At 57.3% G+C, this 15662-nt stretch carries 18 protein-coding genes; 3 read left to right on the top strand and 15 right to left on the bottom strand.

Features of this window, described 5'->3' with window-relative positions; translation table 11 throughout:
* Window positions 1-107: 107 nt before the first annotated feature.
* The 9 genes from AC2FFF_RS11315 to AC2FFF_RS11275 form a co-directional block, all read right to left on the bottom strand.
* Window positions 108-971, bottom strand: coding sequence for an EamA family transporter (locus AC2FFF_RS11315; RefSeq protein ID WP_281973109.1), 864 nt, complete (start codon window positions 969-971; stop codon window positions 108-110).
* 3 nt (window positions 972-974) lie between these two features.
* Window positions 975-1760 carry a phosphodiesterase gene (locus AC2FFF_RS11310; protein WP_281973108.1) on the bottom strand — a complete coding sequence of 262 codons (786 nt, stop codon included), beginning with the start codon at window positions 1758-1760 and terminating at the stop codon, window positions 975-977.
* Window positions 1761-1967: 207 nt separating this feature from the next.
* Complete coding sequence (nusG, locus tag AC2FFF_RS11305; RefSeq protein ID WP_142637254.1) at window positions 1968-2501, bottom strand: transcription termination/antitermination protein NusG; 534 nt, start codon at window positions 2499-2501, stop codon at window positions 1968-1970.
* A gap of 201 nt (window positions 2502-2702) precedes the next feature.
* Window positions 2703-2900: a preprotein translocase subunit SecE gene (gene secE, locus AC2FFF_RS11300; protein ID WP_142636925.1), complete on the bottom strand. Its 198-nt coding sequence runs from the start codon at window positions 2898-2900 to the stop codon at window positions 2703-2705.
* A gap of 70 nt (window positions 2901-2970) precedes the next feature.
* Window positions 2971-3129, bottom strand: a complete 159-nt coding sequence (gene ccoS / locus AC2FFF_RS11295) for a cbb3-type cytochrome oxidase assembly protein CcoS (protein ID WP_142636927.1) — start codon at window positions 3127-3129, stop codon at window positions 2971-2973.
* A gap of 5 nt (window positions 3130-3134) precedes the next feature.
* Window positions 3135-5312 carry a heavy metal translocating P-type ATPase gene (locus AC2FFF_RS11290; RefSeq protein ID WP_496750788.1) on the bottom strand — a complete coding sequence of 726 codons (2178 nt, stop codon included), beginning with the start codon at window positions 5310-5312 and terminating at the stop codon, window positions 3135-3137.
* A 3-nt stretch (window positions 5313-5315) separates the two neighbouring features.
* Complete coding sequence (locus AC2FFF_RS11285) at window positions 5316-5774, bottom strand: FixH family protein (RefSeq protein WP_281973106.1); 459 nt, start codon at window positions 5772-5774, stop codon at window positions 5316-5318.
* Between the two features lie 2 nt (window positions 5775-5776).
* A complete protein-coding gene (ccoG, locus tag AC2FFF_RS11280) occupies window positions 5777-7204 on the bottom strand; it encodes a cytochrome c oxidase accessory protein CcoG (RefSeq protein ID WP_281973105.1) in 1428 nt (475 codons plus the stop codon).
* A gap of 100 nt (window positions 7205-7304) precedes the next feature.
* Window positions 7305-8180, bottom strand: a complete 876-nt coding sequence (locus AC2FFF_RS11275) for a LysR family transcriptional regulator (RefSeq protein ID WP_496703370.1) — start codon at window positions 8178-8180, stop codon at window positions 7305-7307.
* A 100-nt stretch (window positions 8181-8280) separates the two neighbouring features.
* Between AC2FFF_RS11275 and AC2FFF_RS11270 the strand changes: the two genes are divergently transcribed.
* Window positions 8281-8463, top strand: coding sequence for a hypothetical protein (locus AC2FFF_RS11270; RefSeq protein ID WP_142636937.1), 183 nt, complete (start codon window positions 8281-8283; stop codon window positions 8461-8463).
* Between the two features lie 103 nt (window positions 8464-8566).
* Here AC2FFF_RS11270 and ccoP read toward each other — a convergent pair whose 3' ends face one another.
* Genes ccoP through ccoN form a run of 4 tightly spaced genes read right to left on the bottom strand, consistent with a single transcriptional unit; the run spans window position 8567 to window position 12001 of the window.
* A complete protein-coding gene (gene ccoP, locus AC2FFF_RS11265) occupies window positions 8567-9430 on the bottom strand; it encodes a cytochrome-c oxidase, cbb3-type subunit III (RefSeq protein ID WP_142636939.1) in 864 nt (287 codons plus the stop codon).
* A complete protein-coding gene (locus AC2FFF_RS11260; RefSeq protein WP_142636941.1) occupies window positions 9427-9639 on the bottom strand; it encodes a cbb3-type cytochrome oxidase subunit 3 in 213 nt (70 codons plus the stop codon). Before AC2FFF_RS11260 ends, ccoP begins: the two co-directional genes overlap by 4 nt.
* A gap of 11 nt (window positions 9640-9650) precedes the next feature.
* On the bottom strand, window positions 9651-10379 hold the full coding sequence (gene ccoO, locus AC2FFF_RS11255; protein WP_142636943.1) for a cytochrome-c oxidase, cbb3-type subunit II: 729 nt from the start codon (window positions 10377-10379) through the stop codon (window positions 9651-9653).
* A 14-nt stretch (window positions 10380-10393) separates the two neighbouring features.
* A complete protein-coding gene (gene ccoN / locus AC2FFF_RS11250; protein ID WP_142636945.1) occupies window positions 10394-12001 on the bottom strand; it encodes a cytochrome-c oxidase, cbb3-type subunit I in 1608 nt (535 codons plus the stop codon).
* A 195-nt stretch (window positions 12002-12196) separates the two neighbouring features.
* On the opposite strand from ccoN, the gene AC2FFF_RS11245 reads away from it, so the two are divergent.
* Window positions 12197-13036, top strand: coding sequence for a universal stress protein (locus AC2FFF_RS11245; protein WP_271949806.1), 840 nt, complete (start codon window positions 12197-12199; stop codon window positions 13034-13036).
* Between the two features lie 28 nt (window positions 13037-13064).
* On the opposite strand, the gene AC2FFF_RS11240 is transcribed toward AC2FFF_RS11245, so the two are convergent.
* Together AC2FFF_RS11240 and fnrL are read right to left on the bottom strand one after the other, a co-directional pair.
* Complete coding sequence (locus AC2FFF_RS11240; RefSeq protein ID WP_142636950.1) at window positions 13065-13319, bottom strand: GlsB/YeaQ/YmgE family stress response membrane protein; 255 nt, start codon at window positions 13317-13319, stop codon at window positions 13065-13067.
* Between the two features lie 72 nt (window positions 13320-13391).
* On the bottom strand, window positions 13392-14135 hold the full coding sequence (fnrL, locus tag AC2FFF_RS11235) for a transcriptional regulator FnrL (RefSeq protein WP_281973102.1): 744 nt from the start codon (window positions 14133-14135) through the stop codon (window positions 13392-13394).
* A 61-nt stretch (window positions 14136-14196) separates the two neighbouring features.
* Here fnrL and hemN point away from each other — a divergent pair, with 61 nt between their 5' ends.
* A complete protein-coding gene (gene hemN / locus AC2FFF_RS11230) occupies window positions 14197-15552 on the top strand; it encodes an oxygen-independent coproporphyrinogen III oxidase (protein WP_281973101.1) in 1356 nt (451 codons plus the stop codon).
* Window positions 15553-15662 lie beyond the last annotated feature (110 nt).

The following is a 15662-nucleotide window of genomic DNA, read 5'->3' as shown; positions in this document are numbered from 1 at the left end:
CCGATTTCAAACGAGATCATCAGCTTGGGCGCTTCGCCACCTCGCCGAGTGATGTAGAAAACCTGGTGCACCTCTGCCTTGCTTGCCAGTTGTCGCGCAAAGGCTAATCAGGACTGTGTGATTGCCAATATCCCGAGCGCGATCAGGCTGGCCCAGCCGATGCGGTGAAGAAAACGCGGCTCTTTCAGGACGAGCGCGGCAAGGACTACGGATACCGGAATCGAGGCCTGCCGGACCGCGCTGACAGGTGCGGCCTCGGCGCCTAACTGGAAAGCTTTCAGGATAAAAAGATAGGATAGATAGGACGCAATCCCTGCGAATACGATCCGCCACGGGGCGAGTGTCCAGCCTCGTACCACGCCTAGAAATGGGGTCGACATATGGCGATCTTCCCAGGCCCGGATGCCGGCAAGGGTCGATGTCACCAGGATATAACAGTAGAACAGGAAAGGCGCGGGGGTTGTTTTTTGCATAGCGCTCGCATCGCTCAGCGAATAGGCGGCCGAGCCCAGCATCGCCATGACAGCCAGCGCAAAAGCCTTGTGATCATGCAGCAATCCGCCCGGAGATTTCTGGATCATCAGGCTGCCCATCAAGACCAGCGAAATCCCCACAAGGATGAGCCACGAATACTGCTGATCCAGCGCAAGCCAGCTAAAGGCAACGATGGCAATCGGCGAGGACCGGATGATCGGATAATACACCGAAAGGTTGCCCCGGCGCAGGGCTGAAAGCGTGCCATAGTAATAAAAACTCAACCCCAGGGAAGAGACCAGCACCAGAGGCCAGACCTCGCGGCTGACGATCAGGGGCTGGCCAACCAGTCGAGCGTGAAGCGCCGCAAGAATGACCCAGGTCAGCGCTACACCGACATAACAGGACACCGGATGCGCCGTGTCTTTCAACAACAGATCCCGCAGCGGATGTGTCGCCGCCGAAATCAGAACCAGAACAATCAGGCCAAGTTCCATATCTCAGGTCTGATGAAGCGGATTGCGCTGCAGAAAGGTGTTATAGTGCACAGTCATCTGGTCGTCCGCAATCTGCACAACTCCATAGGCTGGCGGTTCATCACAGAATTCCCCGTCAACGCTGTCGGCAGTCAGAGGGATTTGGTGATTGAGGCTGGGCAGACTGGTGAACGGGATGCCACGCCAATTCACATAGGTCATGCGATGGACATGCCCATAGAAGACGTGGCGAATGTTACGCCCGTGACCGAGTGTTTCAAAAAACACTTCGGCTTCGACCAGGCGGATGTCGTCCACATAGGGAATGCCGATGTCAAAAGGCGGGTGGTGCATGAACAAATAGCAGGGCTTATCCCCCGCCGAGATCAGCTGTTCTTTCAGCCAATTCAAACGCAAGGTGCACAGCTGGCCTTCATGCATATCCGCACCGTCTTTTGTCGTATCCAGAAAGATAAACTTTCCCGCGTCGGTCTCGATGCTGTGCTGAACAAAGCCATTTGAATCCACTGGGTCATCCGTAAAGACCGTTCTGAAAACCTTACGATCATCATGGTTGCCGATCATCAGGTGACAAGGAAGCTGGAAACCGTCCAGATGTGACTTGAGCACCTGATAGGCTTCAGCCCTTCCAAACTCGGCCAGGTCGCCGGATATCACGCAAAACGCTGCATCCGAATGCCATTTGGCGATATCCTCAAGGCAACGGGAAAATTGGGTCGAAGGAACGCCGCCATTCAGGTGACCGTCTTGGTCAACAAGGTGGATATCTGTGATATGTATGAATTTCATCTACCTGCCCACTTGCCTTGTATGGGTGTCCAAATATGCCAGGCGGCCGGGTTCCATCCCGATTGGTTACGACAAAGATTATCCCGATTTCGACAGATCAGTTCCGCCCTGATTTGCCCGGGTCAGATAACGGGCTGAAGGCTCCAAAACAAGAAACGCCGCAGTGCCCAGGGCAACGCGGCGTTGTCAAATTTCGCTAATTGGAAATTAGCTTTGTTTGGTGACCTGAGTGAAGTCCAGCTCGACCGGGGTTTCCCGACCAAAGATCGAGACCGAGACCTTCAGCTTCTGGTTATCGTCATCCACACCTTCGACCATGCCGTCGAAATCCTCGAACGGACCGTCATTCACCTTGACCTTCTCGCCAATTTCGAACGAGATCATCAACTTGGGCGCTTCTTCGCCCTCCTGGACACGGTTGAGGATCTGGTTCACCTCGGCATCGCGCATCGGCATCGGGCGGCCTTGCGGACCCAGAAAACCAGTGACCCGGTTGATCGAGTTGACCAGGTGATACCCTTGATCCGACATTTCCATATGTACCAGCACGTAACCCGGCATAAAGCGACGTTCGGTTGTGACTTTCTTGCCCCGGCGCACTTCGATCACCTCTTCGGTGGGCACCAGAACTTCGTCAATGTCATCCTCAAGGCCCTGCTCGGCCACCGACGTGCGGATCTGCTCTGCGATCTTCTTTTCGAAATTCGAAAGAACGCTGACCGAGTACCACCGTTTCGCCATGAACCTGTCGTCCTTGTTTGCCTTCGGCTGCATTCCATGTACCGGAAAAGCCGTTATTGAAAATCTGTCGCGTCATCCGGAATAAAAAGCGGCGCACAGCCCGAATCGCCGCACGCCCATTCCGAATAGTACCGCGTCACCTACTCTGACATCGCAAGCTGTGCAAGGGGGCAGCGACGTTTCCGACCTGCCCGGCCCGGTTTAACCGAACATGCCCAGAATCAGCTGCAGGCCACCACGAATACCAAGATCGACCAGCGCAAAGAACACAGCCGTCAGTGCTGCCATGATGAACACCATGACCGTGGTCAGCAACACCTCGCGGCGGGTTGGCCAGACGACCTTTGAAACCTCGGCACGGACCTGCTGAATAAACTGGATCGGATTCATAGTTGCCATTTGGCTTTGTTCTCTCTGCTAGCGGATGGGCCGGACATAACCGGGCATTGAGGCAATTTCAAGGGGGCCGTCAGGGCTTGGGCTTATCGTCCCATTCGTCGCTTAGAATGCGGCGCGCATCGCCTTCGGGGTCGTCATATTGGTTCGACCGAACGGTATAGATGAACGCAAACAGGCCAACCCCTCCCAAAAGCAGGGAAATCGGTATGAGATAGGCCAGAACTTCCATTCAGATCACCTTAGCCGCAGCGCGTTCAGAGAAACGGTAATGGACGAGGTCGACATTGCCAATGCCGCGATCAGCGGCGTGGCTAGGCCCGCAACCGCCAGTGGCACTGCAATGATATTATAGATGGTTGCAATACGGAAGTTCTCGCGAATCCGTTTCGTTGCCTTAACCGCAGTATCGCAGGCACCCGCAATCGGCGACAGGTCGTTACCCAACAGCACGATATCGGATGCCACGCGCGCAGCATCTAGCGCCGAGGCCGGTGAAATCGACACATGCGCCGCGGCCAGCGCCGCCGTGTCGTTCAGCCCGTCACCAACCATCAGGACGTGGCAGCCTTGATCCCGCAGGCTTTGCACATGGGTTGCCTTGTCCTGCGGCAGGGCCTGCGCAATCCATGTCTCAATCCCCAGCTTACCGGCCAGCGTCTCAACCGCGCCTTGCGTATCGCCCGAGATCAAAATGACCTTTTTCCCCTCATCGCGAAACGCCTGAACCGCCTCAGCCGCACCGGCGCGCAATGTGTCCGAGAACAAGAACACTGAAGGCGCCCGCCCTGCTAACGACAGCCAGGCCGCAGTTTGTTCAGCCTCTTGCCCACCGGTCCATTCGGCGCGTCCCAGACGCACGGGATGGTCCTGAAAGATGCCTTCGGTGCCGTACCCCGGAACTTCAGAGATCCCCTCGACATTTGCGGGCGTGACCCCCGCTTGACGGGCAGCCTGCGCCAGCGCAACAGAGAGCGGGTGCGACGAGGCCTCGGCCAGTGCCAGTGCGATTTCCAGATCGCCGGGCGCATGATCCGCAAGATTGGTCAGCTCCGGCGTTCCCGAGGTCAGCGTTCCCGTCTTGTCGAACACAACCGTATCCACCTCGGCGAGGCGTTCCAGCGCTGTGGCGTGTTTGATCAGCATCCCTTTGCGGAACAACCGGCCCGAGGCCGCCGTCGTCACCGCCGGTACGGCCAGACCCAGCGCACAGGGGCAGGTGATGATCAGCACCGCCGCTGCGATATTCAGCGCGGTGCGGATATCGCCGGAATAGATATACCAGCCAAGAAAGCTCAGCGCCGACAGGATATGCACGCCCGGTGCATAAAGCTTGGCTGCCTTATCCGCCAGCGAAGTATAACGCGACCGCCCAGATTCCGCGATGGCCACAAGATCGGCCATGCGGTGCAGCGATGTATCCTCACCCACAGCTGTCGCCCGTACGGTCAATGGACCCGTTAGATTTACCTCGCCAGCACTGACCGTCAGACCGGTTTCCGCAAATACCGGCAAGGTTTCACCCGTCAGCAGCGATCGGTCGAGCTCGGATTGCCCGGAAACGATTTCGCCATCCACCGGCATTCGGCCTCCGGGACGTACCAGGATCAGATCACCCACGCTCAGCGTTGCGACGGGCACCTCAACTTCTTGACCATCGGCCAGCCTGATCGCGCGCGGAACTTCCAACGCGGTCAACTCCTCGGCTGCGGATCGGGCGGCGGCGCGGGTACGGTAGTCCAGATAGCGTCCGGCCAGCAGAAAGAACGTCAGGGTCAGGGCGGCGTCAAAATAGGCGTGCTCACCACTCAGCGCGGTTTCCCACAGCGATGTGGCCAATGCCAACAGGATTGCCAACACGATCGGCACATCCATATTCAGGCGACCGACGCGCAAGGCGCTCCAGGCATTGGCAAAGAAGGGCTGCGCCGAAAACGCGATCGCAGGCAAAGCAATCGCTGCCGAAATCCAGTGGAACATGTCCCGCGTTGCATCGGTCGCCCCTGACCAGACAGAGACAGACAGCAACATTACATTCATCGAGGCAAAACCAGCCACCGCCAACCGCATCAACAGGTCGCGACCAGCCTTGTCGGACTGCGTGGCAGACAGGGATCCAGGGTCCAGCTCGTGCGCCTCAAAGCCTGCGCGTTCAAGCACCGGGATCAGATCGGCGGCCCGCAGATCGGGCGCGGCTTTGACCATCGCGCGTTTCAAGGTCAGGTTCACGCGCGCGTCCTCGACTCCGGGCTGGGCATTCAATTCACGCTCGACCGTGGCAATACAGGCCGAGCAGTGAATTCCCGGCAATGACAGCGCGATCTGCACATCCTGCGGGATCGGCCTTGCGGGCTCTGCCGGGGCGGCGATACAGCCGGGGCAAGCTGCGGTGCCGGAGGACATCTGCGCAGACATCCCCTAGCCCTTCACATAAAGCGGCACGCGCTGTGCAAACTCGGCCCCGCTGTGATCTTTGGCAACCAGCCGAATGTTCCAGTTGCCCGGACCCAGCGATGCCGGAGTCGCATATGCAGTCCCGTCGAATGTGAAATCAGGAGCAAAATCATCTTTGACATGGGTCGCGCGGCCCACAACGGCCTGCAGGTCAGCCACCTTGACCGGTGCGCCCGTCTGATCGGTTATATGCAGGATCAGCAAGCCGCCCGACATCTCGGCGCGGATAAACCAGCCCAGCGCCTGATGTTCCTTCAGGCGTTCGTTGAATTCCTGGCTGGCCACATAAGAATTCTTGACCTCGAGCCCCGGAAAGGTCTTCACCGCGCTATAGGCCAGAACCAGGTTCACCGTGATGATCACGCCAAAGGATGCAACGAACACAGCCAGCGCATGTTTGCCGGTGAATTTACGTTCAGCCATGTTCAGTTCCCTCGTCCGTTAAACGTGGTGTCCTTATAGGCGCGCTCACCGCTCTGCAGGTCTTCGACCCAGATGCGGACCGGCGTCGTATCCAAAGTTGCTGGCCCGGTGTCGCCCGATGCGACGATGTAAACACGGGTCAACTGTGCCGTATCCGCCGTCACATTGACAGTCTCACCTTCAACCCCCTCGATCTGTATCTTCAGGGCCGGATCACCGGACAGGGTCAGTTGGAATGGGCGGTCCTCGCCATGTTTGTTCCGCAGTCGTACATCATAAGTGTTACGGATAGTGCCGTCAGAAAGGGTTACAAATGTCGGGTTTCGCACCGGCGCTACGGTCAGATCAATGTCAGACCGGATGAACAGGGCGAACAAAAGCGCGAAGCCAACCGCAGACCACATACCCGTATACATAATGGTCCGAGGCCGCAGGATGTGTTTCCAGACATTCTTGGGCGGATGACCGGCGCGTTCACTCGATTCGTCGCTCAACGCCATGTAGTCGATCAAGCCACGCGGCTTGCCAATTTTGGCCATCATGTCATCGCAGGCGTCGATGCACAGCGCACAGGTGATACATTCAAGCTGCTGACCGTCGCGGATGTCGATACCGACAGGGCAGACATTCACACAGGCCATGCAATCAATGCAGTCCCCAAGATCGGAATCCGCGGTCCGCTTGCCTTTGCCGCGCGGTTCACCGCGCCATTCGCGATACCCAACCACCAGAGTATCCTCGTCCATCATCGCGGCCTGAATGCGCGGCCAGGGACAGGCGTAAATACAGATCTGCTCGCGTGCGAACCCACCGAACAAAAAGGTCGTCCCCGTCAGGATCAATATGGTTGTATAGGCGACCGGATGTGCATTTCCGGTCACTAGATCACGGACAAGCGTTGGCGCATCCGCGAAATAGAACACCCAGGCACCACCCGTTGCCAGACCAATAAACAGCCAGGCGACCCATTTGGTGACGCGCAGCCTTGCTTTGTGGAAATCCATCTTTTTCTGACGATGCAGGCGCAGACGGGCGTTTCGATCACCTTCGATCCAGCGCTCGACCAAGATATACAAATCAGTCCAGACGGTCTGCGGGCAGGCATAGCCGCACCACACGCGCCCCAGCGCCGATGTAAACAGAAACAGGCCCAGACCGGCCATGATCAGCAACCCGGCCACGAAATAGAACTCGTGCGGCCAGATCTCGATCCAGAAAAAGTAAAAGCGCCGGTTGGCCAGATCCAGCAGCACCGCCTGGTCCGGAAGGCTGGGACCGCGATCCCATCTGATCCAGGGTGTGACGTAATAGATCCCCAGCGTTACCGCCATGATGAACCATTTCAGGTTGCGAAACGGGCCGGACACGCGGCGGGGAAAGATCGGTTCGCGCGCTGCGTATAGGCTGGGGGCGGGGTCGGAATCGCTCACGGGCTGGCTCCAGATGTAGCTGTTCTACGGCGTCTTCTTCCAGATCATACGGGCAGCCACTTTGACATGGGTCAAAAGCGCATCGTAAAGACACCTTTTGTCACATCTTACCAGCTTGCCGCCTGAGCCACCTGATAAATATCTTCACCCCAGGACGAAGCGGCATATTTCCGGTGACAATATGGTATCCGCGCCCGTCGGGTTCGCGGAACAGTTCGACCAATCGACCCGCAATGATATCCGCTTCGACAAAATGCCGCACGGTGGCTGTTACACCCTGCCCGGCGCGCACTCCCTCAAGCAGCAGGTTTCCCGGCAAGGCGATGCGGCCAGCGCCGGGGCTGTGGTCCACGCCGTGACGGGCCAGCCATTGCGTTGCCTCCGTTGTGCCGAACTCCTCAAGCCAGGGCAGACGGCTGAGTGCTTTAGGTGTCACAGGTGCCCGCCCAGTCAACAGGGATGGCGCAGCGACAATCACGATCGGACTTTGCAACAGCAGTTCGGCCGTCACATCGGGCCAGTCCCCTGCCCCATATCTGATCGCCAGATCCACGCCGCCCGGGCGCAGATCGACCAACCGGGGCGAAGGATCCAGCGCAAGGTGAATGCCTGGATGCTCGGCCTGAAATGCGGGCAAGCGCGGCATAAGCCACGAAGCTGCGAAAGAGGCCGTCAGCGATACGTGGACCGGGCGATCCTCGGTTGTACGCTTCAGGTCAGTGACCGCCGCACCTATGGCCCCAAATCCCAAATGCAGGGCACGCGCCAGAACCTTGCCCTCGGCCGTCAGGGTCATGGATTTACCGGATCGGTCCAGAAGGGCCAGATCCAGGTGTTTTTCAAGCGCACGCAGTTGTTGGCTGATCGCTGCGTGACTGACATTCAGCGACGCCCCTGCCTGAACAACATTTCCAGTCTCAGCAAAGGCAGAAAAGGCGCGCAAAGCCGCAAGCGGCGGCATATCCATCCAGTTCATCTGTAAGTCCTACTTACATATTGGAATGGTAATTGAGTCGCATTTATCAGGCTAAAGATCAATCCTGATAACAGCGGCAACACAATCCAGGAGGGATCAGATGCTTGCGATACTGGCACGAAGTTTCATGGTAGCCACCAAAACAGAGGCTAACGGCAAAGGCACTGGCACAGATAGCCGTGACCTTGCGCGCGGCAGTTGGCTGCCGGACCATCACTGGTGGATTGAAAAGTCTGGCCCGCGCGAAAAGGCGCATCTGGACTGCACCAATGGGGGCCTGTAGTCTGAAAATAGTAGCACCGGCTGTTCAGGAAACGCGCGAACAGAGAGAACAGCCGGTGCCTTAACCTTCGGGCGGCGAACCGTCCGAAGGTATTCTTTTGGCCTTACTGACCGCCACCCAACTGGTGGACATAGGCCGTCACAGCGCGGATCTGCGCGTCGGTAAGGCGGTTTTCCCAAGCAGGCATTACACCGAAACGGCTATTGGTCACGGTCTCAGTCAATGCCTCTGCGTCGCCACCATAGAGCCAGATCGCATCGGTCAGGTTGGGTGCGCCCTGAAAGACGTCACCAGTGCCATCCTCGCCATGACAGGACGAACAGTTATCTTCGAAGACGACCTTGCCTGCCTGCGCAGCTACGTCATCAGTCTGCGCATTGGTCAGGGACATCACGTATTGAACCACTTGGGTGATCTCGTCATGTTCCAGGATTTCGCCAAATGCAGGCATTTCGGAATAGCGCGCATCGTCGCTTTCCTCGTTGCGAATGCCATAGGCGATTGTGGTCTCGATATCCTCAAGCGAACCGCCCCACAGCCAGGCGTCATCCAGCAGGTTCGGGAATCCTGGTGCACCCTGCGCGCCTGAGCCGTGGCATTGCGCACACCAGGTACGGAACACCGCGCCCCCGGCATTCGCCGCGTATTGCTGCAGTTCGGGATCTGCCGAGATATCTTCAAGCGATGTTTCCACAAGCTTGGCGTTCCAAGGGGCATTCGCCTCTTCAAACGCAATCATCTCTTCTTGTACCAGAGCGCGAGAGGACCAGCCCAAAACGCCAGCAGTGGCGGATTGAACCAAGGGCCATGCGGGATACATGATCGTATAGATCACCGCCCAGAAGATGGTGGCGTAGAATGTCCACAACCACCAGCGCGGCATCGGGTTTTCGAATTCTTCGATACCATCCCAGCTGTGGCCGGTTGTACTCGGATCACCCGGCTGTTTTTCAGGTGTCTTGCTCATTGCCGCGCCTCCTTGGATGTGGCGGGATTGTCGTCGCCCCGCAGGGGCGCTGGTGCATCATCATGCCGAAACGGGATATTCGCGGTGTCCTTGTATTCCTTGCTGGAACCCGGGCGAAAAACCCAGATTATGATCCCAACAAAGAAAACAAAGAGCAGCAGCAACATCCAGCTATCCGCGAATTGCCGTAAGAGTGTATATTCTTCCATCACACCCTCCTTTACCGGTTCGCGTCTGGGGTGAAGGTCGAGAAATCGACCAGCGTTCCCAGCATCTGCAGATAAGCGACCATCGCATCCGCTTCAGTCAGCTCGGGCTGACCATCGAAGTTCCGCACGCTGACCTTGTCACCATAGCGTTCCAGCAGGCCGTCATAGTCACTGTCGGGATCGGCCTGCGCCCGGAAATCCGCCACGGCGTTCTCCAGCATCTCTTCGGTATAGGGCGTGCCTACCAGCGCATTCGCCTTCATGACATCACCGATATACTTACCGTCAATCTTGCGATGCTCGAGGAAGCCGTATTTCGGCATTACAGATTCAGGCACCACCGACTGCGGGTTGCGCAGGTGATCCACATGCCACTGGTCAGAATAACGACCACCGACACGGGCCAGATCAGGGCCGGTGCGTTTGGACCCCCACTGGAACGGATGATCATACATTGATTCAGCCGCCAGCGAGTAGTGGCCATAGCGCTCGACCTCATCCCGCATCGGGCGGATCATCTGACTGTGGCAGACATAGCAACCTTCGCGGATATAGATGTCACGGCCCGCCATTTCCAAGGGGGTGTAAGGGCGCATGCCCTCCACCTTTTCGATGGTGTTCTCAAGATAGAACAGCGGGGTGATCTGCACGATGCCACCGATGGTCACGACCAGGAAGCTGAAGATCAGCAGGAGGGTCGCGTTGGTCTCGAGGATCTTATGTTTGTCGAGAATTGCCATTGCTCCGGCCCTCCTTATTCAGCCGGGACCGCGACGGTCAGGCTGGCCTCTTTGGCCGGCGCTTTCCGCACAGTCATCCACAGGTTGTAGCACATGATCAGCGCCCCAGCGAGGAACATGACCCCACCCAGAGCTCGCACCACATACATCGGGAACTTGGCAGCCACGGTGTCGGCGAACGAGTTCACAAGGAAACCGTTGGCATCCACTTCGCGCCACATCAGGCCTTCCATGATACCTGTCACCCACATCGACGCGGCGTAGAGCACGATGCCGATAGTGGCGAGCCAGAAGTGCCAGCTGACCATCTGCAGCGAATACAGACGCTCACGCTTCCACAAGACGGGCACCAGGAAGTACAGCGCACCAAAGGTGATCATGCCGTTCCAACCCAGCGCACCCGAATGCACGTGACCAATGGTCCAGTCGGTATAGTGGCTCAAAGAGTTAACCGCTCGGATCGACATCATCGGGCCCTCAAAAGTGGACATGCCATAGAAGCCGACCGAGATCACCATCATCCGGATCACCGGGTCCGTACGCAGCTTGTCCCACGCACCCGATAGGGTCATCAGGCCGTTGATCATGCCACCCCAGGACGGCATCCACAGCACGATCGAGAACACCATGCCCAGTGTCGAGGCCCAGTCAGGCAGCGCGGTATAGTGCAAATGGTGCGGACCAGCCCAGATATACAGGAAGATCAGCGCCCAGAAGTGGATGATCGACAGCTTGTAACTGAACACCGGTCGCTCGGCCTGTTTCGGGATGAAGTAGTACATCATACCCAGAAAGCCGGCTGTCAGGAAAAAGCCCACAGCGTTGTGGCCGTACCACCACTGGATCATTGCGTCCTGAACGCCTGACCAGACGATGACAGATTTCGAACCCCAGATGCTGACAGGGATAGTCATGTTGTTGACCAGATGCAGCATGGCGACGGTAACAATAAAGGCCAGGTAGAACCAGTTCGCCACATAAATGTGCGGCTCTTTCCGCCTGACAATCGTCCCAAGGAACACAGCCAGATAGGCCACCCAGACGATGGTCAGCCACAGATCGACATACCACTCCGGCTCGGCGTATTCCTTGGACTGGGTTCCACCCAGCACATACCCGGTCGCAGCCAGCACAATGAACAGCTGGTAGCCCCAGAAAACGAACCATGCCAGATTGCCGCCCCACAGGCGCGCGGCGCTGGTCCGCTGGACGACGTAGAAGGACGTTGCGATTAGTGCGTTGCCGCCAAAGGCAAAGATAACCGCCGATGTATGTAGCGGACGCAATCGGCCAAAATTCAGATATCCTTGTGCCCATTCAAAGTTCAGCACCGGATAGGCCAGCTGAAAGGCGATGAATGTCCCGGCAAGAAAACCAACCACGCCCCAAAAGGCCGTCGCGATTACGCCGTAACGGACCACATCGTCCATGTACTCGCCTGAACGATCTATGAGGATATCTGGCTCATCCGTGTTTCTAAGCGTCCAGATGAACAATCCCGCGGCGATCAACATCACCAGAATTGCATGCACCTGATACGCCAAATCGCGTGCATAATTGGTCCCGATCGCTGCAAACAGCACGATCAGACCAAGCACGATCAGCTTGATGTAATTTGACATATTGCGTCCCTTTGCCATGCTCCGCGCGATTCTTTTTTGTCGCGGAACCCATTTGACTGGTTGTTGTTTTGTCCGAGGACAGCCCAAACTGCTTTGATCTGTATCAAGACAGAATAGCGAATATTGTGACAAGGCTACAGAAATGATTTGGCCGGAATGTCGCGGACGGAACGGCCCTGGAGGCAAGAGGTCAAGATGGCGTATAAATCCCTTCTCACAGTTCTAACGGAAACGGAACAATCGGCCCCGGCGCTGGCACAAATGGCAGCCCTGGCCACAGCCCAGGATGCGCATGCCGAAGCCCTGTGCCTGGGGGTCGATCGCAGTCAGACCGGTTATTACTATGCTGGCGCCAACGCGCTGATTCTGCAGGAGACCCTGTCCCGCGCCAAAGCAGAGGCGGAGGACACCCTGCACTATGCAGAGACCTATCTGAACAGTTCCGGCGTACGCTGGTCTGCAGAAAGCGGCGTGGCCCAGATTGCCGATATTGGTCGCCACGTTGCCCATCGGGCGCGGTTCTCGGACCTTGTTATTCTGCCGCAACCTTACGGAAAAGACCGCAGCGTCGAAGCAGAGCCTATCGTCGAGGCAGCCATGTTCGAAGGTCACGCTCCGGTTCTGGTCATACCCGAAAACACGACGCCTTTTGACAAGCCCGGTACTGTCTTGGTCGGCTGGAACGAAAGCGTCGAGGCCATGCGCGCCATTCGCTGCGCCCTACCCTTCCTGATCGAGGCCGATCAGGTGCGGATCGTGGTGATCGACCCACCAACGCATGGGCCGGATCGCTCGGACCCCGGTGGGTTGTTGTCCCAGATGCTGTCACGCCACGGAGTTAAGTGCGAAATCGACGTGCTCAGCAAAACAATGTCGCGTGTATCGGACATCCTGAACCGCCATGCGACGGATACCGAAACAGATATGATCGTCATGGGCGCCTATGGGCACTCCCGATTCCGAGAAGCCATCCTGGGCGGCGCGACACGTAATATGCTGGAACAATCGACTGTTCCGGTGTTCATGGCACATTGAAACGGCAGAGCCGCCCAGCGGGCGGCTTTTATCCGCGTTTCACAAGGCCGATCAGGAAAAGCAGAATGATTGCCCCAATGGTGGCGAAAATAATTGACGAGACCAGACCGCCGCCGACGGCAAAACCAAGGGCTGGGAAAATCAGCCCGGCCAGAAATGCCCCGACAACGCCAACGATGATGTTACCAATCAAGCCGAATCCCCGGCCTTCCATGATCTTTCCGGACAACCATCCCGCGATGGCACCAATAAGCAGCATGGCCAAAAGGCTGCTGAATCCCATGACTTACTCCTGACGCAGTTTCACTGGTCCCACTAAACCACGGTTAAGACAACGGGTCACGCCGTATGTGAATCACACCAGATATCCGCCATCGGAATCGTCGCCTGCCTCTTCCATCAACCGGCCCATATCCGGAACAGATACACGGCGCTTTCCTTCTAGCAAGATGATCTCGTCTTTCTTCAAGGCGGATATCTGACGGCTGACAGTTTCCAGTGTAAGGCCAAGGTAGTCTGCCATCGCCTCGCGCGTCAGCGGAAGATCAAAAACGATTGGGCTGGAACTCCCGTTCTGCCCAATCGACGCATCCCGGCGCGCGATGATGGACAACAGGCTTGCGATTTTTTCGCGCGCAGTCTTGCGCCCCAGCACCAGCATCCATTCACGGGCAGCGTCCAGCTCATCCAATGTCATCTGAAGCAAACGATGCGCGATATGCGGAGTCGCACCCATCAGTTCTTCGAACGGCTTCTTACGGAAACAGCACATGACAATGTCAGTCGTTGCCACGACGTCGTAAGGCGCTGAATCTCGACCGGGACGACCGACGAAATCGCTGGGCAGCAAAAGGCCAACCATCTGCGTGCGCCCATCTTCCATGGTCTGAGTCAAAGAAGCGATCCCCGACACGACCGAGCCCACGAAATTCATCTGATCACCGGACCAGATGATTGTCTGCCCAGCCTCGAAGCTGCGATAATATTTAATACCTTCAAGAAGCTCCAGCTCATGAACATCGCAATGCGCACAGACTGCTCTGTGGCGGATTGGACAATCTTCACAGTTTGTATGATCGATTTTGAAAATCTGTGTCATGCGCGTTCCCACTTGATCTCTATCAAGGTTGCTAGGCGTGCCGTCCTCTAACGGTATCGCCATGATAGTTAAACCACAACTTGCAAAGCTTGGACTATTTGACGCGAAAGTACCGCGCTACACAAGCTATCCAACAGCCCCTCACTTCAACAATGATGTGGGGGTAAACCTTTACGAAGACTGGATTACCGGCATTAAACCCGGCAGCTCCGTCTCGTTGTACATACACGTGCCCTTCTGCCGCAGGCTGTGTTGGTTTTGTGCCTGCCGAACACAGGGGACGCAAACTGACAACCCGGTCATCGCCTATGTCGACGTCCTCAAGGCCGAGCTTGATCTGCTGGCCGCGCGCCTGCCTCAAGGCGTCACCCTCTCGCGTCTGCACTGGGGCGGCGGCACACCAACGCTGTTGAATCCCGATCTGATGCGGGATCTGGCCACACGCATTCTGGATGTTGTCCCGCTGGGCCCGGGTGCTGAATTCTCGGTCGAAATCGACCCGAACGAGATTGACCAAGCCCGACTGGACGCGCTGGCCGAAGCGGGCATGAACCGTGCCTCGATCGGCGTGCAGGATTTCGACGATGAGATTCAGAAAACAATCGGTCGCGTCCAAAGCTATGACACCACGCGCGCAGCTGTGGACATGATCCGTGCCCGCGGCATTACTAGCCTGAACGCTGATATCCTGTACGGTCTGCCGCATCAGACCAAATCAAGGATGACAGAAAGCGTACAGAAACTGCTGTCACTGAACCCCGACCGCGTTGCGCTGTATGGATACGCCCACGTGCCGTGGATGGCCAAGCGGCAACAGTTGATTCCTTCGGACGCATTGCCCACGCCCGAGCAACGTCTGGAGCTGTTCGAAACGGCGCGTCGACTGTTCCTCTGGGATGATTACGCCGAGATCGGAATTGACCACTTTGCCACGCAGGATGATGGTCTGACACATGCGCTCAGGGCCGGGCGACTGAAACGGAACTTTCAGGGTTATACGGATGATCAGGCCGAGGTGCTGATCGGTGTGGGCGCAAGCTCGATCTCGCGGTTTCCTCAGGGCTACGCCCAGAACGCACCGGCAACATCGGCCTATACGAAAGCCATCCGCGAGGGGCGCTTTTCGACCTCGCGCGGGCATTTGTTCAAAGGGCAGGACATTTTGCGCGCACGTCTGATCGAAGCGCTGATGTGTGATTTTCAGATCAATTCGGCTGAGATTCTGCGTGACCACAACATATCCGCCCAAGAGCTGAACGAGATGTATCAGAGGGCCAATGCCGACTTCAACAATCTGCTACACGTCACCAAGGATGGCCTGTTCATTCCACCCGAGGCCCGGCCGCTGACCCGAATGATTGCCCGCAGCTTTGACGCCTATGACCTGAGCAAGGCAGGCCACAGCTCGGCGATCTGATTGCTTACAGGTAGGCCCGGTTGTGCGGCCCGCCGCTTAGATACCAGTACAGGGGCTTGACGCGAGCCTCTGGTTGTCTTCACACTTGGGCGGAACGATCCGAACCCTGA

This window comes from Ruegeria sp. YTSA226 (genome assembly GCF_059609905.1).
Note: the sequence above shows the minus strand (reverse complement) of the source record. Positions and strands in the feature narration are given on the sequence as shown.

Excerpts from the sequence above, each read along its gene's own strand:
- AC2FFF_RS11315 (WP_281973109.1), bottom strand. The coding sequence starts at position 971 with ATGGAACTTGGCCTGATTGTTCTGGTTCTGATTTCGGCGGCGACACAT.
- AC2FFF_RS11310 (WP_281973108.1), bottom strand. The coding sequence starts at position 1,760 with ATGAAATTCATACATATCACAGATATCCACCTTGTTGACCAAGACGGT.
- nusG (WP_142637254.1), bottom strand. The coding sequence starts at position 2,501 with ATGGCGAAACGGTGGTACTCGGTCAGCGTTCTTTCGAATTTCGAAAAG.
- secE (WP_142636925.1), bottom strand. The coding sequence starts at position 2,900 with ATGGCAACTATGAATCCGATCCAGTTTATTCAGCAGGTCCGTGCCGAG.
- ccoS (WP_142636927.1), bottom strand. The coding sequence starts at position 3,129 with ATGGAAGTTCTGGCCTATCTCATACCGATTTCCCTGCTTTTGGGAGGG.
- AC2FFF_RS11290 (WP_496750788.1), bottom strand. The coding sequence starts at position 5,312 with ATGTCTGCGCAGATGTCCTCCGGCACCGCAGCTTGCCCCGGCTGTATC.
- AC2FFF_RS11285 (WP_281973106.1), bottom strand. The coding sequence starts at position 5,774 with ATGGCTGAACGTAAATTCACCGGCAAACATGCGCTGGCTGTGTTCGTT.
- AC2FFF_RS11275 (WP_496703370.1), bottom strand. The coding sequence starts at position 8,180 with ATGAACTGGATGGATATGCCGCCGCTTGCGGCTTTGCGCGCCTTTTCT.
- AC2FFF_RS11270 (WP_142636937.1), top strand. The coding sequence starts at position 8,281 with ATGCTTGCGATACTGGCACGAAGTTTCATGGTAGCCACCAAAACAGAG.
- ccoP (WP_142636939.1), bottom strand. The coding sequence starts at position 9,430 with ATGAGCAAGACACCTGAAAAACAGCCGGGTGATCCGAGTACAACCGGC.
- AC2FFF_RS11260 (WP_142636941.1), bottom strand. The coding sequence starts at position 9,639 with ATGGAAGAATATACACTCTTACGGCAATTCGCGGATAGCTGGATGTTG.
- ccoO (WP_142636943.1), bottom strand. The coding sequence starts at position 10,379 with ATGGCAATTCTCGACAAACATAAGATCCTCGAGACCAACGCGACCCTC.
- ccoN (WP_142636945.1), bottom strand. The coding sequence starts at position 12,001 with ATGTCAAATTACATCAAGCTGATCGTGCTTGGTCTGATCGTGCTGTTT.
- AC2FFF_RS11245 (WP_271949806.1), top strand. The coding sequence starts at position 12,197 with ATGGCGTATAAATCCCTTCTCACAGTTCTAACGGAAACGGAACAATCG.
- AC2FFF_RS11240 (WP_142636950.1), bottom strand. The coding sequence starts at position 13,319 with ATGGGATTCAGCAGCCTTTTGGCCATGCTGCTTATTGGTGCCATCGCG.
- fnrL (WP_281973102.1), bottom strand. The coding sequence starts at position 14,135 with ATGACACAGATTTTCAAAATCGATCATACAAACTGTGAAGATTGTCCA.
- hemN (WP_281973101.1), top strand. The coding sequence starts at position 14,197 with ATGATAGTTAAACCACAACTTGCAAAGCTTGGACTATTTGACGCGAAA.